Below are 24,983 nucleotides of genomic sequence, written 5' to 3'. Positions count from 1 at the left end.
GGATCTGAAGAGATGGTTTACCCGAACATAAAGACGTTGGCCGGCAAAGCGGCCGAGACCCGACAGACACTCCTCTTACTGGGGTTTATTCTGTTGAAGTTCATCCTGCAGTATTCCCTGATCAGCCCTGAATATGACCTGCAACGGGATGAGTATCTGCACCTTGACCAGGCCAGCCATTTAGCCTGGGGGTACCTGTCGGTTCCGCCGTTTACGTCCTGGCTTTCCTGGATCATCAGGCAGCTGGGCAACTCGGTGTTCTGGGTTAAGTTTTTTCCGGCCCTGTTCGGTGCCATGACCATAGGTGTCGTCTGGAAAACCATTCAGGCGCTGAACGGCAATACGTTCGCCCTGGTTCTGGGCGCCACGTGCGTATTGTTTTCGGTTTTGTTACGGCTCAATACACTCTACCAGCCCAATTCGCTGGACGTTCTCTGCTGGACGAGTCTGTACTTCATTGTGCTGAAATGCATACAGACGCAGCGGCTCAGCTGGTTTTTGGCGGGCGGAGTTGTGTTTGCCGTCGGTTTTCTCAATAAATACAACATCGGCTTTTTACTGGCCGGATTAATACCGGCTCTTTTACTTACCAGGCAGCGTTCTTTGCTCTTCACCCGGAAGGCACTCCTTGCCTGTCTGGTGGGCGCGCTGCTCGTTTTGCCGAACCTGCTCTGGCAGTACAACAACGGCTTTCCGGTGATACACCACATGAACCAGTTAGCTGCCTACCAACTGGTCAATGTTGATCGATGGGCGTTCCTGCGGGCTCAGTTTTTCTTTTTTGCCGGCTCCAGTTTTGTAATCGGTATGGCTTTGTATGCTCTATTGGTCTATCCGCCTTTTCGGCCGTACCGCTCGTTTTTCTGGGCCTTCTTCGGTACACTCGTCGTTTTTCTGTACTTCAGAGCCAAGGACTACTACGCCATCGGTCTGTATCCCATTTACCTGGCGTTTGGGTCTGTGTTCATAGCGAACAAGGTGCAGACGGGCCGCCTGCGGTATCTGCAACCGGTTTGTCTGCTGATTCCAATCGTTTTTTTTGGGTTTATGTACCAGTTCGCTTTTCCGAACAGGAGTCCGGCCTACATCGTTGCGCATAGCCGGATGTATCAGCAACTGGGGATGCTTCGCTGGGAAGACGGCAAAGATCATCCACTGCCGCAGGATTATGCCGATATGCTGGGCTGGCAGGAACTGGCCGCCAAGGTCGATCAGCTTTACGCAAAACTTCCGGAGCCAGACCGCACCCTGGTTTTATGTGACAACTACGGGCAGGCAGGGGCTATCAACTACTACACGAAGCAGGGCATTCGGGCCGTATCGTTCAATGCTGACTACGTGAACTGGTTTGATCTGGATACGTATTACACGAACCTGATCCGGGTAAAAGAGGCCGGGGAAGTCGGCGAGGAACTGCGGGAAACAAGCCCTTTCTTCCGGACTGCCCTCGTTGGAGGAAATATCCAGAACCCCTGGGCCAGGGAACAGGGCACCACTATTTTTGTTTTTACGGGCGCGAAGGTTGACATAAGGCGACGCATCAACGCCGAAATTAATCAGATTACGCAACCGCACTAAAAGGCCGTATAGCGTTTCAAAACTGATTCAGAAAGCCAAAGATCTACTTCGGCCAGCCGGTACAGAAGAAAGAATACCTGTGCAGTATTTGTCCGTTACTACAACCCTCATGAACAACAAAGACATTACAGCCGAAAGGGTGTCCAGGACTGCATCCTTTATCATCAACGCACCAGTCGATACCGTATTCCCGCTTTTTGGCGCTTTCGAAGAACGGAAATGGGCAGAGGGCTGGGAACCGGTTTTGATCTACCCGTCTGCCGAAGTGATTGAAGAAGGCACGACGTTCAGGACGAAGGCATACGACCAGGAGGAACTAGATTATATATGGCGGGTCAATCAGTACGTTCCGGCGGATCATCTGATTCAATACCTGGTTTTTACCCCCAATCGGTACTGGACAATAACCGTTCAGTGTGTTTCGCTAAGCGCCGACCAGACTCAGACTCATGTTACCTACACGTATCTTGGTCTGAACCAGTTGGGTAACCGGCTCAACCAGCAATCGATTGACCGGATGTATGCCGACAACCTGGAAGACTGGGCAGCAGCTATTCACCAATATTTATCGTGAGGTAGTGTTGATAAGGCATCTAACCTCGTGACTACCCACTCTGGATCAGGGAACTCGCCGGAAAGCCGAGGAAACCGGCTTGCCATTTGTAATCCGTTACGAAGTTGCCGGAAGCCGATGCGTTTCCGTATCAGGACGTTCGTGGCTATGGCCGATAAAAAGAAAAAAGGCCCTTAATCGCTTGGAAAGAGCCTTTTTTGCTGAATATATGAATACAACCTGAATAATTCGACGTGTGTGGGGCCGAAGTCGGCCCGCGGAAATTGTTACAAAGAAAGACTTTTTTGAAATATTCGGATAAATATAGACGCCTAAATGCAATAAGGCAAGTATTTAGGCAGGAATATGTGCAACAAATGCTCAAAATAGGCCAGCGGTTGCAATAAACGCCTGACAGGCAGGTTGCTCGGGTTCCTTATCCAAACGAACGAACTTACTCGCCCGCAACCGGATCGGCACGGCCGTCGGGATCACCCTGCACGAAACCACGCGTTGGAAGATTGCTGCCCCGGATCAGCAGCAGACCCGCTACGTGCGGAGCCGCCATCGAGGTGCCCGACAACGTAGCGTACCGGCCGTCTTTGTAGGTAGACGAAATCCGAACGCCATAGGCGCACACATCCACGCTGCTGCCGAAGTTAGAGAACGACGCAAACTGGTTGTTGCGGTCCATCGCCGATACCGTGAACACGTTGGGGTGGTTCACCCGCGCCGGGGAATACGTATCGGCATCTTCGCTATCGTTGCCGGCCGCAATCGCAAAGAGAATGCCCTGATCGGCGGCCTGCCGGATGGCCCGGTCGAGGGTCGCCGACGTTCCCTCACCGCCCAGACTCAGGTTAATGACGTCGCCGGAGCGTCCGTTGCGGATCACGTGATTCACCGCCTGAATTATACCCGACAGGCGACCTTCGCCCAGTTGGTTCAGGACCTTGAGCGACACCAGCCGGGCGCCCGAGGCAATGCCCGTTACGCCGATGTTGTTGTTCAGGGCGCCGATAACGCCTGCTACGTGCGTTCCATGCCCGTTTTCGTCGTCGGGGGTTTTGCCGGTAATGAACGACACGCTGCGTTCGGCATCCACGTTAAGGTCCGGGTGGTCGAGGTCGATACCCGTGTCGATCACCCAGGCGGTTTTGCTGGTTTGCAGGTCACCTCGCCCGTAGCCCGTTTGCCGGATGTTCCAGGACAGGGTGCTGGTTGTGGCAATATCCACGCAGTTGCAGATGGACATGATCCGGTCGGGCTCTACCAGGGCAACGGCGGGGTCCTGCTGCAGCCGGGCCGATTCGGCTTCGGTCAGGTGCGCCAGGAAACTGGGTTGCTGGCCGGTAGCCAGTACATCGATGTGGGTGTCGGCAACCTGATAGCGGGTCAGTAGCTGTTCGGCAGCTACACCCATCCGGGCGTTGGCACTGCTGCCGGGCAGCGCTTCCGGTTTGTAGGTGACAATGTATGAGCCGCTGACGATCTGCCCGTTGTTGGCAGAGGCTTTGACCAGGCAGTCGGCCGCAAGGGCCGTGGGCTCAATCGCCTGATCGGCCTGGCAACCGAGCAGACCAAGCCCGATAAAGGCAGCCTTCGCGAAGGCTGACAGAGACGAAACGTATCGCATGGGTACGAACAGACAAGTGGAGTAAAAAACGAGAAGAATACGCGTAGAGCTGTCAGATCATGCGGTTGTCTGCCCCGGAAAGTGGCTGTTTACTAAACGTAAAATCGCTGGTTTTGGTGCGTTCATCAACGCGGCAAAGAGACGTCCGGCGGGTTGGTCGCGGCCATTCTGCCGATTTTAGCGACCAACCCGCTCTGGTTAGCGAATCAGCGTGAGGCTGCCGACGAATCGTTCGGATTTTTCACCTTTCAGCAGCAGATCGGCTTCGTAGGTGTAGGCGCCGGCCGGCATCGGCACTCCGTTGAACGTACCGTCCCAGCCCTCATTGGCCTGCTGGCTGTTGGCCGGAAAATCCTTACCCTCGAAAATGACTTCCCCCCAGCGGCTGCGGATGCGCAGGAGCCGGATGCGGTCGATGCCTTCGCCGAACAGGGTCCAGAGGTCGCCGATGCCATCTTTGTTGGGTGTAAAGGCGTCCGGAGCATGGACCGCACAGGAGATGCCCCGCAGCACACTCCGCTGCCCTACCGAATCGCGGCAGACGCCGTTGAACGAAGCCACAAGCGATACGTCGTACTGCCCCGGCATGAGGGGTACCTCTACGGTAGCACCGGCCAGCGTCCGGCCGTCGCTGAGGTACCACTGCCACTGGTTGGCGTCGGTGGTGGTGCTGACCAGCCGAACGGTGGCCGGCGCGCACAGCTCCTGTCCGCCTTCGATCGTGAACGAGGCTTTGGGCTTCGCCCGTACGTCGACCTGCTTTTTGATTTCTGTTTTGCAGGCGGCCGATGAGCCGAAGATGGTCAGGGTGACGGTTTTGTTACCCACCCCCTGGTACGTATGAACAGGCGACACATTGACCGAGTCGAGAGCCGAACCGTCGCCGAAATCCCAGCGGAACCGGTTTGCCGGATTGGCCAGACTGGTAAACCGAATGGCCTGCTCGGTACAGGTAAACGGAGCCCCCGTCCGGAAATCGCCCGCGGGGGGCTGGGTGGTGCGTATCGTTCGGCGGGTCGAATCGTAGCCGCAGGCGGTCAGGGCCGTTAGCGAAATGGTGTACGTCGTGTTGGGCTGCGGAAAGCTGTGCTGCGGATTGGGGTCGGTCGATACGGTGCCGTCGCTGAACCGCCAGATCACCCGGTCGGGTTTGGGCGTGGTGGCATCCCGGAACGCAATCGGTTCGCCGGGGCAGGCTTCGGGTTTGTTCAGCGTCATGAGGGCTTTCACCTGACTCGGCGATACGCGGATGGCCACCGTATCGCGGTCGCGGCCACATTCGCCCGCAGCGATCAGCTGAACCCGGAAGGTACGGGTACTGTCGCGGGCTGAAAACAGGTGCGAGAGCGTATCGGCCGTTGACGACAGCGGGGAGGTACCATCATCCCAGAGCCACGTAGCGGGTTGGGTCTGGCCGGTCGAGCGGTTCGAGAACCGGATGCGGGCCGGCGAACACCGGAACGTCGTCGAATCGACGCCGATCTCGGCCAGTACGAGCGGCCGGGTGGTCAGTGTGGCTGTATACGACTGCACCCCGCAACTGTTGCTGGCGGTCAGCACGACGCGGTACGTCTGGGCCTGGCGGGTCTGGTTGAGATATGTCTGCGACGTGGCCTGGAAGGCCTGGCTGGTGGTGCCGTTGCCGTAGTTCCAGGTATACTGCACGTCGGGGTTGGCCGTTCCGGGTAGGGCAAACGAGACCGTCATCGGGGAGCAGCCGGTCGTCTGGCTGGGGGTGAACGTAATGGGTGTCGGCGCGGCCACAATCCTGAGCACCCGGCTGGTCGTGTCGACGCAGCCCGCCGTGCCCACCCTGAGCAGCAGCCGGTTCGTGCCCGGGGGCAACGTAAGGGCAGGGACGCGTTCGGTGGAGATGGTCTGGCCGTTGAGCGACCACTGGAACGTACTGCTGCCGCTGGAGCTGTTCTGAATCTGTACGGCCGAGCCGCTGCAGACGCCCGACACGGTGAACTCGGCGCGGGGGCGCCCGATGCTGACGGTCGCGCTGGCCCGGGCCGGGCAGCCGGACTGGCCGAAGTTGTATTCGTAGGTTAGCCCGATGATGTCGCCCGTAACCCCCTGCAGAAAGAGCGTATCGTTGCGGATGGCATTCGGGAAAGCCGCACTGCGCCAGGTGCCGCCCGCCGGACTGCCCTGTAGTTTGACGAACGAAACGCGATCGCAGGCGGCTACGTTCTGGACGCTTACCTGCCCCCCTTCGACGGTTATCCGGATGGTGTCGGCGCGTTGGCAGACGCTGGTACCCCGCAGGTAAACCAGGCTGTACTCGCCGGCGGTACGTGGATTGAAAAAGACGTTGTTGCCCTGTGTTTCGAGGTACGCTTTCCCGTTGCCTTCCCAGGTGCCGCCCGGCAGATTGACCTGCACCGGAAACCGGGCCGATCCGACGCACACGGCCGTTGTTCGGCCCGGGGCCGTGATCTGTACCGCCTGCGGAGCCTGTACAAAGAACGTATCGGCGACGATACGTCGGCCACACCGGCTGTTCAGTTCGCCCCGAACGATGTAGGGTGCGGTCGATACCGGCGCGTTAACCGACGTGCCGGGGGGCAGCGGCTGTCCGTTGAAGGTGTACGTAGCCCCCGGGGTGGGCGTGGTCAGGGAATAGCTGATCGGTTCGCAGGCATCGGGCTGGGTCGCGAGGTTCACTTCCGGTAGGTCTTCGACGCGGTGTTTGCAGATCAGCGGGGCCGACGTACCGCAGTCGTTCAGGGCCGTCAGGGTGATGGTATACTCGCCGGTGGTCGTAAACTGAACTTTCGTGATGGGCGAACTGCTGCTGGTGTTCTGGATGAATCGGTACGACGACGGGCTGATTGTCCACCGGTACCGCGATTCGTCGAGGGAGACCGTGCCGTCGAGGGTGAGCGTACCGCCGTTGGGCAGGCAAACGACCGTATCCTGGTTGAACAGGGTGTACCCTGCCGTGGTGTAGCTGGCCACGGGCGTACTTTTGATGGGTACCGACACGCTTTTGGTACTGATGCCGCAGCTGTTCGTGGCCGTCATCTTGACGGTATAGTTCGACTGGGTGGTCGGGAAGGTGTGCGACGGCGATACGTTGGTCGAGGTGGTGCCGTCGCCGAAGTCCCACGCAAACTCGGTGTCGTTTGTAATGGGGCAGCTCTGGTTCTGGAAATAAACGGCCTGGCTCCGGCAGGCGTCCGGCACTTTGAAATCGGCCCGGGGTTTCAGCTTGAAGGTAAGCTGAACGCCTTTGTTGTCGCCGGGGCAGTCCGTAACGATGAACAGTTTGAAGACCCGGTTACTGCCGTTTCCGCAATTCTTGATAAAACTGCGCAGGTCGTACACGTGCTTGATCTGGAGCGGACCGGCCTGGTTGAAGGTTTCCTTGTTGCCGTCGTCCCAGTCCATTTCAAATTTCTTGAAGGCACAGGTTGGCGCCGGTTTCACGTTGAAGCACATCTCGTAGAGGGTATCGGCTTCGGTGATGCAGCGTTCGAGGTTGCCCGAGCAGGCATCCAGTTCAACCAGTTGCGCAAAAGAAGGGAACGAGCACCCCAGCAACAGACAGCCGACCAGCAGGCGCATGGTCCGGCGGAGCAGGACTACAAAAGGCATACGGAATGAATGGATGGGTGGATGAACAGGCAAGATAAGGCCTGGCCGTGACAAAAGCATTCGAAAAACGTTGGGTAACAAATAAAAGCCCATAGCCTTGTTACTTAGGCGGTTTATTGAGTAATTCATGGCTATCCACAACCATGTTATGAATCGCCTGACACTTCCTGTACTCTTAATGGCCGTTGGCAGCCTGTCGGTAACAGGCTTCGCCCAGGATCCGCAGTTTTCGCAGTTTTACGCCAACCCCATCTACCACAATCCGGCCTTCGCGGGGGGAGCCGGTGCCTCCCGGCTCATCCTGAATTACCGCAACCAGTGGCCGGCGCTCGGGGCTAATTACCAGACCGTAGCTGCGTCGTTCGATACGTACGTTGCGCCCGACCGGGGGCGGATCGGCATCGGCTGGGGTGGGCAGGCCATCCACGATCGGCAGGGCAGCGCGTGGCAATCCAGTTCCCTGAGTGGCCAGCTCGCGCCGGACGTAACGCTGTTCGAAGACGGAGCGGATGTGATGCGGTTGATCGGAGCGGTTCAGGCCACGGTGACGTCGGGGCTCTACAACCCCGATGGGCTCTCATTCGTCGACCAGTTTTCGTCGGGAGGTCTGACCAATCCGGTCAGCATCGATCCGCTGTCGGTGGCGGGTGTCCGGCAGACGTTCTTCGGGTTCTCGTCGGGGGTGGTGCTGGAACATCAGTTTCAGGACCGCAACGGCAATCTCCAGTCGTACTGGCTCGGCGGAACGCTCCACCACATCGGGCGCTCGCTGTCGCGCTACGACGTACTGGGGCAGCGGTTTGGGTTGCAGGCCGGCCTGCGCATACCCCTCAACTGGAAAATCCGGCCGCGGGGGCTGGGCAACGAAGAAAGCATCGACCGCAGCGTTGGGTTCACGGCACAGTATCGACAGCAGGGCATGGACCGGCAGCTTGATGCTGGCGTTAACCTGACGTACTCGCCGGTAATGTTCGGTGTCTGGTACCGGGGCATTCCCATGCGGAAATACCAGCAAACGTCCCAGCGGGATGCGGTCGTACTGCTGACGGCCCTCCAACTCAATACGTTCATGATCCAGTATAGCTACGACATCACGGTGTCGACGCTGAGCTGGGCCAGTGGGGGAGCCCACGAAATCTCGATCTGGTACGGCTTCGACTCACTGTTCGACTTCTCGGGTCGACGCGCCAACGCCCGCCGGGCGCGGAAGTGCCAGCAGTTTTAGCGGAATGAACTGCACCCGGCCGGCCGACGGGAACCGGGTTTCGATGGCGGGCGGGCCATACCGCCGGTAGAACGCCGTTCGTGCTTCGGCGGTCAGCAGATCGGGGTAGAGGTTGATGCCCGCGAAGTTGTTTTGCCGCAGATACGTATCGAAAAACTGCCAGTCGGCCTCCGTAAACGAGCGATCGGGATTCAGGCACTGCGGCCAGTGGTCGCTCAGAAACGGCCTGATCTGGTCGGGGTGGAGCCGACCGAAATACTGCCCCACTACCTTCTTGTCGTAAAACCGCCGGAACGTAAATACGGCGTTCTGTTCCTCATAGAACGGGCAGAGTCCTTCGCGGGCCCCCACGCCATTGGCCCCGACAACACAGAACGGCCAGTCGAGCACCGCTTCACCGGGCTGCGCCCGAATGTAGTTGCAGTACCGTACCGTATTGGGCGATACCACATCCGTTGGCACAAAGAGCCGCAGGTGATAGCCGTGGTACCATTCGCCCAGCATCAGTAAACCAATCAGGCCGGCTACGGCAAGGGCTGGTCGGTGGCTGGGCCAGCGGAGGGGCAAGGCCATCAGACAGAACAGTACCGGATAAACCAGCGATGCCCGTCCGCCGTGCCGGTTGAAGCTAAACCAGGGAAAGACTTTCAGGGTGGGCAGCACCACCGGATGGTACAGCAGGCAGAGGGTCAGCATGGCCACGATGGGTAGCCACAGAGAAACCTGCCGACGGGTCTGCCAGAGGCCAGCCAGACCCAGCAGCACCACGTACAGGCCCGGACTGCCCTGGCCGTAGCTTTCGTAGGTGTCGCTGAACCAGTGGTTGTCAAAAGCCGCCAGGCTGTCGAGGCCGGGAAGGTACGGCATGAACAGCCGGAGCGGATGCGACCAGGCCCGCAGCTCCGGGACATCGCCAAAATCGAATTGCCAGGCCGTGAAGGCAATCTGAAGCGTGAGCGGCAGGTACAGGTACAGGCTCGCTACCAGCAACGCCAGCAGGAGACCGTTCAGCACCGGCTGTCGGTGCAGCTCGCTCGTTACGTAGCGAATACCCTGCGCCAGCCAGTCGCGGGGCGTTGGGAAGCGTCGAACGAGCAGGTATACCATCACCGGCAGGCTTAGGGTCGTGAACGTCAGCGCAAAGCCGGCGACGTAGCCCAGTTCCAGCCCCAGCGACAGCACGTGCAGGGCCGCCCAGACCAGCAAAAACGCCAGGGACACCGGCCGCCGGTTGAGCAGGTCGAACAGCAGCCGGTACGTAGCTACCAGGCACAGCACCGTCCAGTGCGCAACGCAGACGTTCATGTGCACGGGAAACTTCCAGAGGGCGTAGAAATTGAACACCGACACCACCAGCCCCGTCAGGAACGATTTGCCCACGCCAAACGCCGGTTGCAGCAAGGCGAACGTACCGACCGCCGTGATGACCAGACTGACGACGTAGTAATATTGCAGGAACGGCCCCGGCCCATCGAACAGCCAGTAGCCCAGCGCGTACCAGCAGTCCCGCTCAAAGCCCCAGGGCAGAAACACCTGCGTGGTGCCGTAGGGGTAAAAGGTCTGGTTGTTGACTAAATCAAGCGTTGGCCACGGCCGGAAGGAGAGATTCCTGAACAAATAATAGCCGGTGTATTCGTACTGATCCGTATCGTCGCCATCGGAGAGGGGGAGGCAGAAATTCCCGACGGCCAGTGCGCTCAGCACCGCCGTCAGGATGGTTAATGAACTATACCAGATAAAATGTTTGCGCATGCTCAGAGCCGGTGGCCATGCAAAGTAAAAAACCTTCCACCAATTTTGGATGGATTCCTTCGGGGTAAGCCGGTAATACGCTCAGTTCCGGGCTGAACCGCCCGCAATCGGTCGAAAACCGTTATCTTTGGGTTCTTTTTAGACGACTTCTCCATCCGTATGGAATACAACCACCGCGAAACCGAGCAGAAATGGCAGCGGTTTTGGGACGAAAACCAGACCTACCGCACCGATATTTCACCCAACAAACCGAAATACTACGTCCTGGACATGTTCCCGTATCCATCGGGGGCCGGGCTGCACGTGGGGCACCCGCTGGGCTACATCGCGTCGGATGTCGTGTCGCGGTACAAACGGCTGAAAGGCTTCAACGTACTGCACCCGATGGGCTTCGACAGCTTTGGTCTGCCCGCCGAACAGTACGCCATCCAGACAGGACAGCATCCGGCCGTTACGACCGAACAGAACATTACCCGCTACATTGAGCAACTGAAAAATATCGGTTTCAGCTACGACTGGAGCCGCGAAGTCCGTACGTCCGATCCATCGTATTACAAATGGACGCAGTGGATTTTCATGGAGCTGTTCCGGTCGTGGTACAACAAGGACACCGACCGCGCCGAGCCGATTGAAACGCTGCTGGAGAAGTTCGCGACCAACGGCACGACGGATGTGAACGCCGTCTGCGACGAAGACCGCGACGGCGGACCGGCTCCCACCTTCACTGCCGCCGAGTGGAACGCCATGTCGAAGCGGGAGTCGTACGAAATCACGTTGAAATACCGCCTGACGTACCTGGCCAACGCGGTCGTGAACTGGTGTCCGGCGCTGGGCACCGTACTGGCCAACGACGAAGTGAAAGACGGGGTGTCGGAGCGGGGCGGCTACCCGGTGGAGCAGAAGCTGATGCGCCAGTGGATGATGCGCATCACGGCCTATGCCGACCGCCTGCTGACCGGCCTGGACACCATCGACTGGTCCGAATCCCTGAAAGAGCAGCAGCGCAACTGGATCGGTAAGAGCGTAGGCGCGTCGGTTAGGTTTCCATTAGTTAAGGAGGAAAGCAGAAAAGGAGGAGAGGAGGAAAGCAATTCGGATGCTGTTTCCCTCTCTCCCTTCCTCCTTTCCTCCTCTTCTCCTTTCATTGAAGTCTTCACCACCCGTGTCGACACCATCTATGGGGTTACGTTTATGGTGCTAGCGCCGGAACATGAACTGGTGCCGCAACTGACCACGCCCGAGCAGCGCGACGCCGTCGAAGCATACGTCAATGCGGCTAAAATGCGCTCCGAACGCGACCGGATGGCCGATACCAAAACCGTGTCGGGGGTATTTACGGGGAGCTACTGCCTCAATCCACTGTCCGGCGAGAAGGTGCCCATCTGGCTGGCCGACTACGTACTGGCCGGATACGGAACGGGTGCGGTTATGGCCGTACCGTCGGGCGACCAGCGCGACTGGACGTTTGCGACTTACTTCGGGTTGCCGATTGTGCCGATCCTCGACGCGCAGAAAGACCTCGACAAGCAGGCCGACAACACCAAGGAAGGCCACTATATCAACTCGGGCATTATCAACGGCATGACGTATCAGGAGGCTACGAAAGCCCTGATTGCCTGGCTGGAAGAGCGTAACTTGGGTAGGGGCAAAGTCAACTACCGGATGCGCGACGCCGTATTCAGCCGCCAGCGCTACTGGGGTGAACCCGTGCCGGTGTATTTCGGGGAAGACGGGTTGCCGTACCTGATCGACGAAAGCGACCTGCCGCTGGAATTACCCGCCGTGGACAAGTATCTGCCGACCGAAACCGGTGAGCCACCGTTGGGCCGCGCCGAGGGCTGGCGGTATCATCCGAAAGGAAAGGGAAATAATTCTCCCGCTTCGGAAGAGGGCCGGGGTGAGGGCTACGAATACGAACTGAGTACGATGCCGGGCTGGGCGGGATCATCGTGGTACTGGTACCGCTACATGGACCCGAAAAACGAAACCTCGTTCGCGTCGAAGGAAACGATCAACTACTGGCGGAATGTGGACCTGTATATCGGCGGTACCGAGCACGCAACGGGCCACCTGCTCTACAGCCGCTTCTGGAACAAGTTCCTGAAAGACCGGGGCTACGTACCGGAAGAAGAGCCGTTTAAGAAGCTCATTAACCAGGGCATGATCCAGGGCCGGTCGAACTTTGTGTACCGGGTGAAAGGTACGGGTGTAGAGGGAACGGCTCCGGTTTTTGTCTCGCAGAGCCTGCTCGACGGCCACGACGTAACGCCCCTGCACGTTGACGTGAATATGGTTGAAAATGACGTACTGGATATTGACGCCTTCAAACGGTCGCGCCCTGATCTGACCGAGGGTGCCGAATTCATCACCGAACCCGATGGCCGTTACAGCGTTGGAGCGGAGGTTGAGAAGATGTCGAAGTCGAAGTTCAACGTCGTCAACCCCGATATGATCGTGGAGAAGTACGGAGCCGACGTCTTGCGGCTGTACGAAATGTTCCTCGGTCCGCTGGAGCAGGCTAAGCCCTGGAACACCAACGGCATCGACGGTACGTTCCGCTTCATCCGGAAGTTCTGGCGGCTGTTCTACGGCGAAAATTCGGATGGAACGGAGAAGTGGTTAGTGACCGACGAAGCGCCTACCCCCGCCGAGCTGAAGGTGCTGCACCGGACAATCAAAAAGGCCGAGGAGGATATTGCCAACTACTCGTTCAATACGTCGGTGTCTGCGTTCATGGTCTGCGTAAACGAACTGACCGCGTTGAAGTGCCACAAGCGGGCCATTCTGCAGGACCTGGTGCTGATCCTGTCGCCGTATGCGCCCCACATTACCGAGGAGTTATGGGCCGCGCTGGGCAACGAACCCGGAACGGTGTCTAAAGCCAGCTTCCCGACCTTCAACCCGGCTTATCTGGTCGAGGACGCGTTCGATTACCCCATTCAGATTAACGGAAAAGTGCGGACCACGATCAGTTTTGCCATCGACCGGGCCGCCAGCGAGATTGAAAAAGAAGTGCTGGCCAACGAAGTCGTACAGAAGTGGCTCGAAGGCAAGCAGCCCAAGAAGATTGTCGTCGTGCCGAAACGTATCGTGAACGTAGTAGTGTAACCGTCCGGACCAAGCGGGAGCTTGGCCCGGACAAAAGCGGGGGTAACTTCATGGAAGTTACCCCCGCTTTGCATTCTGAGTGAGCTGCTTGGAAAGCCGGTCAATAATGACTTGTTTCGCCGTTGCTTACCTATCTTGCCCGTATGATTGACTCACTACCAACCACTTCATCACGTCGTTTATCCATACCTGTCCTCATTCTTCTGCTCCTCTTTTTTCTGTCCGGCTTTGCGGCCCTGCAGTACCAGGTGGTCTGGCAGCGGCTGCTGGTGTTTTACACCGGCTCCGACACGGTGAGCATCAGCCTGATCGTATCGGCGTTCATGAGTGGTCTCGGTCTGGGGTATCTGGTCGGCGGGCGGCTGGCCGACCGGTCGTCAGCGGGAACGAACCTGCGCTACTTCGTGGGGGCTGAACTCGGAATTATGGCATTTGCCGCTCTCAGCAAAACGATTCTGTACGACTACCTCTACGCATCGGCCCCGGCCCTGGGCGATTCCCCCGTTATTCTCTACGGGGTAGTGTTTGGGGTTCTGCTGCTGCCGACGTTTCTGATGGGCGTATCGCTGCCCGTGCTGTCGCGGGCGTTTCGGTTTGGCACCATGGGGCAGCAGGCCCGCTACATCAGCCTGCTGTATTTCATCAATACACTCGGGGCTGCCTTTGGGGCTCTGCTCACCGGGTTTCTGCTCGTCCGGCGACTGGGCTACGACAACGCCATCTGGGTGGGTGTCGCGTTTAATGGTATTTGTGCCCTGTCGGCGTTGTGGCTGGGTCGGCGGTGGCTGAGTACGGCTGAATCGGTGGACCCGACCGAAGCCGGCAATCCGGCACCGCTGTCGTTTACGCCCGAGCTGACGGCCTGGTCGGTGCAGTATTTCCTGTCGGGGTTCGCGGCTCTGTCGCTGGAACTGATCTGGTTCCGCGTTCTTGACATCCTCATCAAATCCGTGTCGCTTACGTTTTCGGTGCTGCTGGCGATTTACCTCGGTTCCATGGCCATCGGTACGCTGGTCGGCACCTGGCTGACCCGAAGCGGTCGGTCGGCGGCCTGGCGCGAGCGGGCGTTCCTGACGGCGCAGACCGTGCTGTATGGATACACGGCCCTGTCCCTTACTGTATTCATTAATTCGGTGAGACAGGTGCCGGGGCTGCGGTTTTTATGGGATTATTTTACCAGCGGAGAGCCCATATTGAGCCCGGGGTTCAGCGTATTTACCTACGGGGCCGTGCCGCTGTTTCTGCTGTTTGTTCCAACGTTTCTGATGGGTCTCAGCTTCGCCCTGTCGCAGTCGCTGATTCAGGACAACTACGCTGAGGTTGGACGAAAGGTCGGCTGGCTGCAGTTCATCAACATCGTCGGGTCGGCGCTGGGTGCCTGGGCCATTACCTGGGTCGGCTTTCCGCTGTATGGAACGGCTACGATGCTGCGGGTTATTACGTCACTCAGCGTAGTATATGCCGGTATTCTGTTCGCCCGGCAATACTGGCGGCCGTTAACTACGTCGGTAATCGTGGTGCTGCTGCTCCTTGCCATCCTGACGATTCCCAGGCCGGCTCGATTCTGGCAGTTGCTGAATGGGGTCGAGCAGCCCGGCTCGTTCCTGTTCGACGAAAATGAGTCGGCGGTATCGGTGATCAAAATGGCCCCCAACCGGGCTAGTGGAGTCGTATTTGTCAACGGGCTGGGTCAGAGTGGATTGCCGTTCGTAATCGACGAGGTTCACACGCTATTGGGTGCGCTGCCCGTCATGATTCACCCAACACCCGAACACGTAGCCGTCATTGGATTAGGATCGGCCGGTACGGTCAACGGTATCGCCGGTCGGGCCGAAACCCGCCGAATCGATTGCTTTGAAATTGCCAGCAACCAGGCTGAGGTTCTGGCTGAATATGCCGCGCAGGCCAACGACACGGCGGTTAATGCCGTGTTGAGCGACCCACGACTGCGACTGATTTTTCGCGATGGCCGCTACGCCATCCGCAACCGGAACGTGTTTTACGACGTCATCGAAGCCGACGCTCTGCGGCCTAGTTCGGCGTATTCGGGCAATGTCTACTCGCAGGAGTATTTCGAGCTGATCCGGTCGCGGCTGAAGCCGGGCGGACTGGCCGTTACGTGGTGCCCCACGGCCCGGGTGCTGAATACGTTCCGGTCGGTTTTTCCGTACGTAGCCTACTGCGACCGGCTGGTGCTGATCGGCAGCAACCAGCCCATCCGGCTCGACTGGCCGAGCATCCGACAGCGGGCGGGAAGCGCGTTCAGTCGCCGGCACTACGGCCGGTCGGGCATCGACATACTGGCTTTGCTGGAGAAATACCGTGCGGACCTGCGCCTATTGCCGGCCGGAACCCGGGTGACCGGCGAAATCAACACCGACCTGTTTCCCCGCGACGAATACAGCATCCGGACCAGCGACCGCGCTGCATTCTGAGTGTGAGGTTCGGGAGAAGGGTAGCCATGGTTAAACCCTCAGCGAGCCACGAAACCCCCGGGCCCCGTAGTACGATTCTGCGCCGTTGTGATACACAAAAACATGGCCGTAGCGGCAGTCACAGAAGAGCGCCCCGCCGAGTTTCCGGATAGCATCGGGTGTTTTTACCCAGCTCGACGTTTTCGTGTCGAACGGTCCAAGCTGCTGCAATTCCCGGTACTGCGCTTCGGTTAACAACTCGATACCCATATCTGCCGCCATATCCACCGCGTTACTGGCCGGTTTGTGTTCCTTCCTCGATTCCCAGGCTGCCCGGTCGTAACAGACACTTCGCCGGCCTTTCGGACTTTCGGCCGAACAGTCGTAAAAAATGTAGTCGCCCGTCGTTGCGTCATACCCGACCACATCCGGTTCACCACCCGTCGTTTCCATGTCATCCAGCACCCACAGCTTTTCGGGGTTAGCGGCCAGTTTTGCCTGTACACTCTCCCAGTCGAGACCTTGGTGACGGTTCATGTTTTTCTCAAACCGTGCTTTCAAAACGCTGAGCAGATCGTCCTGCTGTTCCGGCGATAAGTGTTTCTGTTGGTTGATCGTACGTGTCTGGGACATGATGAGTTAATTTAATGGGCTTACAAGGTTCTGTAATCGGTTGTGGGCCATATTCAGACCCTGGGCAAAGGGTAGCTGGAGCATCTGGTCGCGGTGGGCCACCGACTTGAAGACGATCTGCATGGTGAGTTTGCTGGTGTGGTCGGAGAGGCTTTCGAATTCCAGAAACTCAAGCTGTACGGGAAAAGAGGTGGTCTCTATTTCAAACGTCCGGGTGATTTTTCGGTTGGGCACAAACTCGTGGATAACCCCATTGGCCCGAAACACGACGTTTCCCTGGGCATCGGTCGTTTCAAACTGCCAGCTGCCGTGGTTTCTATTGTCGAGCTTCAGCACGTTCGTTCCCATCCATTGCGCAACAAGGTCGGGCTCCACGTACGCCCTGAACAGCAGGTCCAGCGGTAAATCAAACTCCCTGGTAATCAGCAGATCCTGCTTACCGTCTTCAGCAATGATTTTCGTTTTTAGCGTCATGGCTGCCTACTCCCTGGCTTTGTAGTTTTTCATGATGGTTTCCAGCGTATTGAACCGTTCGTCCCACAGTTTGCGGAAAGGTTCAATGAAGTCGGCCAGTTCTTTCAGCTTACCGGGATTTAAGCGGTAGAGAATCTCGCGGCCGTTTGGCTCCTGCGCGAGCAAGTCACATTCGGTAAGGATTTGCAGGTGTTTCGACACGGTCGGTCGGGCGGTACCGAAGTTGGACGCAATAGCGCCGGCCGTCATGGCCTGCGAGGCCACGAGCAGAAGAATGGCCCGGCGGGTAGGGTCCGCAATGGCTTGAAATACGTCTCGTCGTAGATTCATTGCGTAGCTATTTGACTACAAATATACGTGTAGTTATTTGACTACGCAAATGGATTAAGTCATACGAACGGGCCTTCGATAAACGAACTGAGGGTCGGCAAAGGCGGCCAATGGCCGGCTTCAGTTTTATAATTGACTATTAATGTGAAACTAATCACGCTTTAACCTCGATCGGCCAGTTTTGTATTGTCGTTACGGCGAGCCCGTAGCAAAGTCATTGAGGAAGGTTTAGGAATAAAGTGCATAGCAAACACCCCGGCTGCCCTGCGGCCGGGGCTGTTTTTTTGTAGCCATGCGTAATGGTAAGGGGTAGTGCCGGCAAAGTCAGTGCAGATCTGCAACGGCCTGTTGAGCCGCCAGCGTTGAACGGACCTGGGCCGCAATCTCTATGGAACGTAATCGGGCGTGGTGGTCGAAGATGGGCGCGGTGAGAATCAACTCGTCGGCCTGGGTTTGTGCGATGAGGTTCGCGAGCCCTTTCTGAACCGTTTCGGGTGATCCCACGGCCGAACACCCCAGGACCTGCTCAATACCCGCTAGTTCATAATCCGGCCAGCGCGTAGTCAGATCGTCGACGGGGGGCTGCATCTGAATGGATTTTCCCCGACGAATGTACAGAAACTGCTGCTGCACCGACGTAAACAATCGCTCGGCTTCCTCGTCGGTATCGGCCGCGACAACGTTGACCGCCACCATGGCATACGGCTCGGCCAGTTGCGCCGACGGCTTAAAACGAGTGCGGTAGATGTGCAGCGCCCGCATCAGTTCGGCCGGGGCAAAATGGGACGCGAAGGCATAGGGCAGTCCCAGCATGGCCGCTAACTGCGCTCCGTACAGGCTGGAACCTAATATCCAGACCGGGATGGCCAGCCCTTCGCCGGGAACGGCATGCACGAACGGATTGGCATCGTCGTCGGGCTGGAAGTAACGCATCAGTTCCACCACATCCTGCGGAAACGAGTCGGCGCTCATGGGGTCACGCCGAAGCGCCCGGGCCGTGGCCTGATCGGAGCCCGGCGCCCGACCAACCCCCAGATCGATACGGCCGGGATACAGCGATTCCAGTGTACCAAACTGCTCGGCGATGAGCAGCGGAGCGTGATTCGGCAGCATGATACCGCCGGAACCCACCCGAATGGTGTTTGTGCCCCCGGCCACGTAGCCGATGCCCACGGACGTAGCGGCACTGGCAATGCCCGGCATGTTGTGGTGTTCGGCGAGCCAGTAGCGATTATACCCCCACTGTTCTGCGTGCTGAGCCAGATCCAGCGAATTGCGCAGCGCCTGTGTGGCCGTGGTGCCGGCTACGATAGGGGAGAGGTCCAGAATTGAAAAGGGAATCATACGTGATGTAGTCAAAAGCGCCATTTGTAGTCATCCGGTCGTTGATTACCCTTTCCTGTGGGTGCTCCCGAGGACTACAACTGACGGTTGATAAGGTAATGACTAAAAATAAAGAACGGTTCAGCTGCGTAATTCATTCCCAATTCGATAACAGACGTGGCTATGATTCCTGCCACGGCGGCTCTACTTTTGCGGCTTATTCATCAATGCCATGAACACCCGTATCGTATTGACCAGTCTGGTTGTCGCCCTGGCAGCCTGCTCTCCCAAACCTACACCAACCGGTAAGGCAAAGAGTGCGTATGACTATTTTCGTTACCAACCGAACCAGGCCCCTAAAATCAGTGCCCACCGGGGTGGGGGCGACCTGAAAGGATATCCCGAAAACTGCATCGAATCGTTTCAGTACCTGGCTCAGCAGATCGGTACGCCCACGCGGCCGGTGATTATCGAATGCGACATCGACCTGACCAAAGACAGCGTGCTGGTAATGATGCATGACGCCACCCTCGACCGCACCACGACCGGTACGGGCAAACTCATCGAGCAAACCTACGCCGATATCCGGCAGTACCGCCTGGAAGACAATCTCGGTAACGTAACGCCCTACAAAATTCCGACGCTGGAGGAGGTGCTGCGTTGGGGGAAAAACAAGGTTACGTTTACCCTCGATGTAAAGCGGAATGTCCAGTTTGCGAAGGTGGTGGAGATGATCCGCAAAACCGGCACCGGCGATATTGCCGCCGTCATTACTTATAACGCACAGGACGCGGCCAGGGTCCACCAGCTCGATCCGAACCTGATGATTTCGGTCACCATCCGCAACCGGGCCGAATACGACCGGCTGCGCGAACTGGGCGTTCCCGATAACCGCATGATCGCGTTCGTGGGGGTGAAAGAACCCGATAAGGCGTTGTACCAGTTTCTGCACGAAAAAGGCATTGCCTGCATCCTCGGTACGCTCGGAAACCTCGATAAGCAGGCCGCGGCCCGGGGCGATCAGGTATACAGGCAGTTTGTTGAGAACGGTGTCGATATCATGTCAACCGACCGGCCGCTCGAAATGGCCAAGGTGTTGTATTGATTCCCAGAGTAAGGCTAATTAGTCTGTCAATAAAAAGCCCCGGACGAAGACCATCCGGGGCTTGGCTATAGTTGGATAATAAGCGAAAATCAATTCCCTGACTGATTTGGGTGTACTCGTTGTTCGGCGAGGGCAGGACATCGTGGCTTGCTACGCAACTAACCCACCAAATTCAGTCTATCAACAGAAATAGACAGCGATTACTGGCGGGCGTAGTAGTAGATAGCCGCCGGGATGTTGTTCTTGATCTCGCTGACGGTGTAGTAACCCGCCCCGTCGACCTTCCAGCCGATGGCTTCGCCACCCGGTTCAGCCGTGTAGGGCAGCGTTCTGGGGGCCGTTGTCAGCAACTGGGCAATCGTCTGGCTGGACGAGCTTTTCTTCCAGTAGTACACCGTGTTGTAGTTCTTGATCAGCACTTCCTGGCCATTGTTCGAGATGTCGCCACCCGTCGCGGTCAGGATGTTCAGGCTGCTCAGACGCGTCAAGGTGTTGGTGCCCGACTCCCGGTAACCGGCAGCCGCCCGGTACACGCCCCCCTTCACGGGGTTGCTGACCTTGTTTTCGCCGAAGTCTTCCTTGGTGATGAAGTACAGATCACCGTTGGTGTCCACCATCAACGTTTCGCAGTTGTGGCGGCCATCGGCGTAGGCAAAGTCCAGCTTCTCTACTGCGCTGTTGCTCAGGTTTATTGTGGTAGGCAGAGACCGGCCGGCGATCGAGGGCTCAACGAAGCGGTACACATTGACGACGCTGGTATTGAGGCTGTTGTTGCCCACATCCGCTACGTACACATACCAGGTGTTGGGCTGAGGGCCACGGCCCACGGCGATGTCTTCCCAGTCGCGGTTGGCGTCGGGCATGTTCAGGGTAAGCACGGTTCGGCCCTGGGTGTCGATGAGGTAGACCCGGTTGGCGTTCCCGCTGTCTTCGTGGACCCACATGTAGCCCGAGTTGGTGCGGCTCATGGCCAGGCCCGAGATCTCGTTGAGGCTGCCATCTTTGACGGTGCCAAGCTGCTGGCGGGCAGAAAAGTTGGCCGTGGCGCTAAGGCGGGCCTGGACGTCGGAGCCGGTTTCGGTTACGACGACCTCATCCGGTTGGCAGGATAGTGTGGTGAGGCCCAGCAGGGCCAGGGCAAAGTAAACGGACTTTTTCATGGTACTACGTTAGTTTGATCTGGTTGACAGTGTCTGGTTGAAAGACGCTGCTAAGTACCGGCTTCTTGGCCCGAGGTGCTAACACTCCTGTTGCATGGATTGCCACTTATGTATCATTTTGCACAAAAAGCCCGAAAACCGGGCTTTTTGTGAGGTAATTAACGAACCGATGGCTTAGTGTTTGAGCAGTCTGATCGTCTGTCGGCGCGTAGCCGTGCTTACAAGCAGGAGGTAGTGACCAGCTGCCTGACCTACCCGCACCCGGTGCCGGCCATCGCCCTGACCGGCCGACAGCCCCTGCTCGCTGAGCACATGACCCCGCTCATCACTCACCACCAGACGCACCGATTCCGAGCCAACCCCCGCCAGTTCCACCTCCACCCACTCACCCGCCGTCGGGTTGCCTAGCACCCGCACCTGCAAGCCCGGCTCAACCGCTTCACTAACGCCCTGACGGGCCCCGCAGCTCTGCACCGTCACGGCAATCGCCCCCGAGACGACCACCCCGCAATCGCCCGTCACCCGCACGTAATACGGCTCACTCTGGCTCACCTTGACCAGCGTTAAACTAGCCGTGGTCGTGCCCGTCTGACGGGATGCGTTTTCGGCGAGTTTGTTTTGATTGGCCACGCTGCCCCGGAACCACTCATACTTCAGGTTCGTGCCGGTAGCCTGTACCGTCAGCGTTACATTGCTGCCCGAGCAGGCCGTCTGGTTGATGGGGGGCGTGACTAGCTGAGTAGTTAGATTAACCGTCAGCGTGAAGTTGGTCGGTACGCTTTCGCAGCCGGTGGCCGGATCAAACTGGGTAACTGCGAATGGATACGTACCGGGTTGATTAAGCACCACATTGGACGAGGGCAGCAACTGTCCGGCAGCGTTGTAATAGCGTACCGTATAGCTGTTGTTCGTACGGCTCACGTACTGGCCTAGGTTCACCGGTGTTGCGTCGGGACACAGCTGGCGACGGGTGGAGGTCGGCGGGGGAGGGACCGGCCGCTGGTTAACCGTCAAGTACGTTTCCCGCTGCTCAACGACACTACCATCTGCCCCCGTGACGCGGACAATGTAGCGACCGGCTTTGCCGCCGTCCGTAATCTCGACAGTATAGTCAGGGGTGGTAGCCTGGATGGGTTGTCGGGGATCGGCGCTGTTCTTGTACCAGGCGTAGGTAACGCCCTGGTCGGGGGTGACGCGCACCGAGAAGGTAACGCGGCCGCCCACGCAGGCGGTCTGGCTGGCCGGGGCCTGGACCACGGTGAACGAGCTGGCGGGCCGCACGGTCAGTTCGTAGGCGGTTCCGGTACCGCTGCAACCGTTGGCATCGCTGGTCTGTACGGTGATCGAGTAGCTACCGGCCTCCGTTGGCGTACCCGACAACACCCCTGCACTGGACAGGCTCAGGCTGGCGGGCAGGTTACTGCTGACCATCGAGTAGCTGTAGGGACCACTGCCTCCCTGGGCTGTGAAGGGCTGGCTGAAGGCCTGCCCCACCGTAGCCGTGCTGATAGCCGGATTGACCACCGTCAACGTAGTGGGGTTGCCCTGATACTCATAAGCACCCCGGTCGATGACCCCGCCAGTATATTGACGAGCGGCACCCGCCAGATCGGTAGCCGGCCCATTGGCTGCGCTGTAGGCCTGGTTGCTGCCGGTGTTGATGGCCACTGAGCAGTCCCGCAGTTGGGTAGAGGTAGTGGACACAAAGGGGGTAAGGGTGGTGGTGAGGTTGTTACCCTCATCATCGTAGCCGGTTACACTCGCATCAAAGAGACTGTAGCTGGCTGCAACTGGCCTCTCACCGGAAGGATACACGATTGAATTGGCTCCCCCGTTGTTCCATAGCACCGAATTAACCAGTTTAACATTGCCGCCTTCACTATAAATAGCTCCGCCCTGGAGCGCCTGGTTACCCTGGAATGACGTGTTGGTGAGTTGTGGGGAAGTAGAAGCATCATAGATAGCCCCGCCCTGCTCAGTAGCCACGTTGTTTACAAAGGAGCTGTTGGTCACCTGATGATTCTCACCATAGAAAAACACGGCTCCTCCCCGGTTAGCGGTGTTGCTCGCAAAGTGAGTATTGATGATAGTAGCTGAGCCGCTATTGACAAAGACCGCCCCGCCCCCGTCTCCTTCTCCCCGGTTACCTTCAAAGACACAGTTAGTTAGTTTCAGCGCTTGATCACCACCTGAAAATGAGACCCCACCCCCTTCAGCTACAGACGAGTTGCCCGTAAAGCGGCAATCCGTGGCTTCTAAGCCGGCTCCCTGTAAATAGATTGCTCCACCATCTCTCACTAGAGCCTGGTTGTTGACAAACTGGCAACGGGTGAGCTTCAGCAATCCGCTACTTTGATGATAGATAGCCCCCCCATTTCTGGCCGTATTGTTTTCCAGAAAGCAGTCGGTGAGTTCCATCTGCGTATTACCCTCATTCTGGAAAGCCCCGCCTATCCTACCTAAGTTTAGACGAAATGTGCTATTACTGACTACTAGCTTAACGTTATCGCTGATGAAAACAACCCCGTTGCCATTGTCTGTGTGCTTTTCAAATAAGCTCCCGGTGATCGTTATTGTTCCCGTTCCTCGATTGCTAATAGCACTGCCATAGACCCCGCCTGCTGAATTACCCTCAAAGCGACAATTGGTAATTATAGGACTACTATTTTCATTGTAGATTGCTCCTCCATTGGCGCTTCCATAGTTGTCGATGAAAAAGCAGTTTCGGATGCTGGGACTTCCACTAATAGTATAAAGGCCGCCACCCACGACAGAATTAATTGCATTAGGTTCTATAAGTACAGCGTTCTGGCCATTTCCTTTCGTAATGACAAAGCCATCCAGTACGGCGCTGGCCGTGAGACCCGGCTCGCTACGAACTACATGGCCACTGTTGTCACTGTCCCTGCCTGAATCACCCGGTGTACCAATATCACCCGAGAGGGTGCTGCTGGAGGGCTGCCCCGTAACCGGATTGGGGGAGGGTCGGAGAGCGGTTTCGTTGCCCACAAAGCCCCCGTAGATGGCTACCCCCTCTTTCAGCACAAAGCTGATGGTAGGGTCACTACCTGTCGTGGGTTTATAAAGGCCCTGGGCCACCCAGACCTGAGCCCCGCAGGTAGCGGCCGTGTTGATGGCCGTTTGCAGGGCCGTGCCGGCGAAAGCATTCTCCCAACTGCTGCCGTTCTGCAAACCGGCTCCCGCTTGAGTTACGTACACAACCGTTCCGCACGGAGGAGTTAGGTTCTGCACTTCCAGCGCCCCCATATCCACCCGGTTTCCCACAATGCGGGGGTTAGCAGCGGCATCGGTTCGGGGCAGATTCGTGGCCGGGTACGGTGCATTGGCTACTGTCATGCTGGTTGGGTCACCTGCATTGACGGCGGACGAGGTGTTGGGCAGGTTGAGGTCGCTGGACGATACAAAGGGCGAAGCCGTAGCCGTCAGGTTGCCGGGGCCACAGGTGTAGCCGGTGATGGCTTGGAACAGCAAGCCGACGAGTAAACAAAGCAGGTAATGTTTTTTCATACAGTAATTTGAAAAGATAGGTTTAACTACTAAGCGTGCATAGGTTGCTGGTAAACCGGTACGCCTGACAGCCATTCACAGGAGCCCATTTGGTAGCGCTAACGCAACTGGCTGTTTTGCTCAGCAAGTACGTGTTGACTGGCCCGAATTGCTAACACGCTCGTTACATTCATTACCATTGACGTTACATCTTGTGATTTTTTGCCCGAAAACTCCCACGTTTATTTGATAAGATGTTCTTTTCGGTATGCCGGAGAAGGTCTCAACTCACGGTGTCGGGGAAACTGCTGGCTTTATACGGCAGTCGTCTGCGGGCAATGAGGATGCGGATTGTGGGGGCGTTCACAACCCGTCAATCACCCCAATTGACAGGTCGGCCAGGCTCGCATCCGGGCTGGCGGACAAGATTCCGTTGGTTCGAAGAGGGTACGGTGAACGGCGCGCTTTGTCGGCAGACAAGCAGGCGACGACCTGACATCCCCGACGATAATCCTAGCTGCAGAGAAGCGGGGTTACATCAGTCGAGCGAAGAACGCCGGTTTTGAACAAAGTTGACGTAGC

At 57.7% G+C, this 24,983-nt stretch carries 15 protein-coding genes; 6 read left to right on the top strand and 9 right to left on the bottom strand.

Annotation, left to right across the window (positions count from 1 at the left end; genetic code table 11):
• Positions 1-12: 12 nt before the first annotated feature.
• Both DYU11_RS13285 and DYU11_RS13280 read left to right on the top strand, forming a co-directional pair.
• A complete protein-coding gene (locus tag DYU11_RS13285) occupies positions 13-1,578 on the top strand; it encodes a glycosyltransferase family 39 protein (RefSeq protein ID WP_119668146.1) in 1,566 nt (521 codons plus the stop codon).
• A gap of 109 nt (positions 1,579-1,687) precedes the next feature.
• A complete protein-coding gene (locus tag DYU11_RS13280; protein ID WP_119668145.1) occupies positions 1,688-2,152 on the top strand; it encodes a hypothetical protein in 465 nt (154 codons plus the stop codon).
• Positions 2,153-2,585: 433 nt separating this feature from the next.
• Here DYU11_RS13280 and DYU11_RS13275 read toward each other — a convergent pair whose 3' ends face one another.
• Both DYU11_RS13275 and DYU11_RS13270 read right to left on the bottom strand, forming a co-directional pair.
• Entirely contained in the window at positions 2,586-3,767 is a 1,182-nt protein-coding gene (locus tag DYU11_RS13275; protein WP_119668144.1) for a S8 family peptidase, read from the bottom strand.
• A gap of 198 nt (positions 3,768-3,965) precedes the next feature.
• Positions 3,966-7,370 (bottom strand): PKD domain-containing protein, encoded by a 3,405-nt coding sequence (locus DYU11_RS13270; RefSeq protein WP_158600280.1) that lies wholly within the window; start codon positions 7,368-7,370, stop codon positions 3,966-3,968.
• Positions 7,371-7,518: 148 nt separating this feature from the next.
• Here DYU11_RS13270 and DYU11_RS13265 point away from each other — a divergent pair, with 148 nt between their 5' ends.
• Entirely contained in the window at positions 7,519-8,595 is a 1,077-nt protein-coding gene (locus tag DYU11_RS13265; protein WP_158600279.1) for a PorP/SprF family type IX secretion system membrane protein, read from the top strand.
• Here the strand turns inward: DYU11_RS13265 and DYU11_RS13260 are convergent.
• The gene (locus DYU11_RS13260) at positions 8,530-10,347 is read right to left on the bottom strand and encodes a hypothetical protein (RefSeq protein WP_119668141.1); all 1,818 of its coding nucleotides are present in this window, start codon (positions 10,345-10,347) and stop codon (positions 8,530-8,532) included. The genes DYU11_RS13265 and DYU11_RS13260 overlap by 66 nt on opposite strands.
• A 159-nt stretch (positions 10,348-10,506) precedes the next feature.
• Between DYU11_RS13260 and leuS the strand changes: the two genes are divergently transcribed.
• Positions 10,507-13,455 (top strand): leucine--tRNA ligase, encoded by a 2,949-nt coding sequence (gene leuS, locus DYU11_RS13255; protein WP_119668140.1) that lies wholly within the window; start codon positions 10,507-10,509, stop codon positions 13,453-13,455.
• Between the two features lie 143 nt (positions 13,456-13,598).
• Entirely contained in the window at positions 13,599-15,890 is a 2,292-nt protein-coding gene (locus tag DYU11_RS13250; protein ID WP_119668139.1) for a fused MFS/spermidine synthase, read from the top strand.
• Between the two features lie 30 nt (positions 15,891-15,920).
• Here the strand turns inward: DYU11_RS13250 and DYU11_RS13245 are convergent, their stop codons facing one another.
• The 4 genes from DYU11_RS13245 to DYU11_RS13230 all read right to left on the bottom strand — a co-directional run bounded on the left by DYU11_RS13245 (position 15,921) and on the right by DYU11_RS13230 (position 18,650).
• Positions 15,921-16,502, bottom strand: a complete 582-nt coding sequence (locus DYU11_RS13245) for a DUF4256 domain-containing protein (RefSeq protein WP_119668138.1) — start codon at positions 16,500-16,502, stop codon at positions 15,921-15,923.
• Positions 16,503-16,508: 6 nt separating this feature from the next.
• Positions 16,509-16,976, bottom strand: coding sequence for an SRPBCC family protein (locus DYU11_RS13240; RefSeq protein ID WP_119668137.1), 468 nt, complete (start codon positions 16,974-16,976; stop codon positions 16,509-16,511).
• Positions 16,977-16,982: 6 nt separating this feature from the next.
• Complete coding sequence (locus tag DYU11_RS13235; RefSeq protein ID WP_119668136.1) at positions 16,983-17,306, bottom strand: ArsR/SmtB family transcription factor; 324 nt, start codon at positions 17,304-17,306, stop codon at positions 16,983-16,985.
• Positions 17,307-17,630: 324 nt separating this feature from the next.
• The gene (locus DYU11_RS13230; protein ID WP_119668135.1) at positions 17,631-18,650 is read right to left on the bottom strand and encodes an LLM class flavin-dependent oxidoreductase; all 1,020 of its coding nucleotides are present in this window, start codon (positions 18,648-18,650) and stop codon (positions 17,631-17,633) included.
• Between the two features lie 211 nt (positions 18,651-18,861).
• Between DYU11_RS13230 and DYU11_RS13225 the strand changes: the two genes are divergently transcribed.
• Complete coding sequence (locus DYU11_RS13225) at positions 18,862-19,734, top strand: glycerophosphodiester phosphodiesterase family protein (protein ID WP_119668134.1); 873 nt, start codon at positions 18,862-18,864, stop codon at positions 19,732-19,734.
• A gap of 200 nt (positions 19,735-19,934) precedes the next feature.
• On the opposite strand, the gene DYU11_RS13220 is transcribed toward DYU11_RS13225, so the two are convergent.
• Positions 19,935-20,894, bottom strand: coding sequence for a YjiK family protein (locus DYU11_RS13220; protein WP_119668133.1), 960 nt, complete (start codon positions 20,892-20,894; stop codon positions 19,935-19,937).
• Positions 20,895-21,068: 174 nt separating this feature from the next.
• Positions 21,069-24,422 (bottom strand): choice-of-anchor Q domain-containing protein, encoded by a 3,354-nt coding sequence (locus DYU11_RS13215; RefSeq protein WP_158600278.1) that lies wholly within the window; start codon positions 24,420-24,422, stop codon positions 21,069-21,071.
• Positions 24,423-24,983 lie beyond the last annotated feature (561 nt).

It is taken from the genome of Fibrisoma montanum (genome assembly GCF_003583365.1).
Classification (GTDB): Bacteria; Bacteroidota; Bacteroidia; order Cytophagales; family Spirosomataceae; genus Fibrisoma; species Fibrisoma montanum.
Note: the sequence above shows the minus strand (reverse complement) of the source record. Positions and strands in the feature narration are given on the sequence as shown.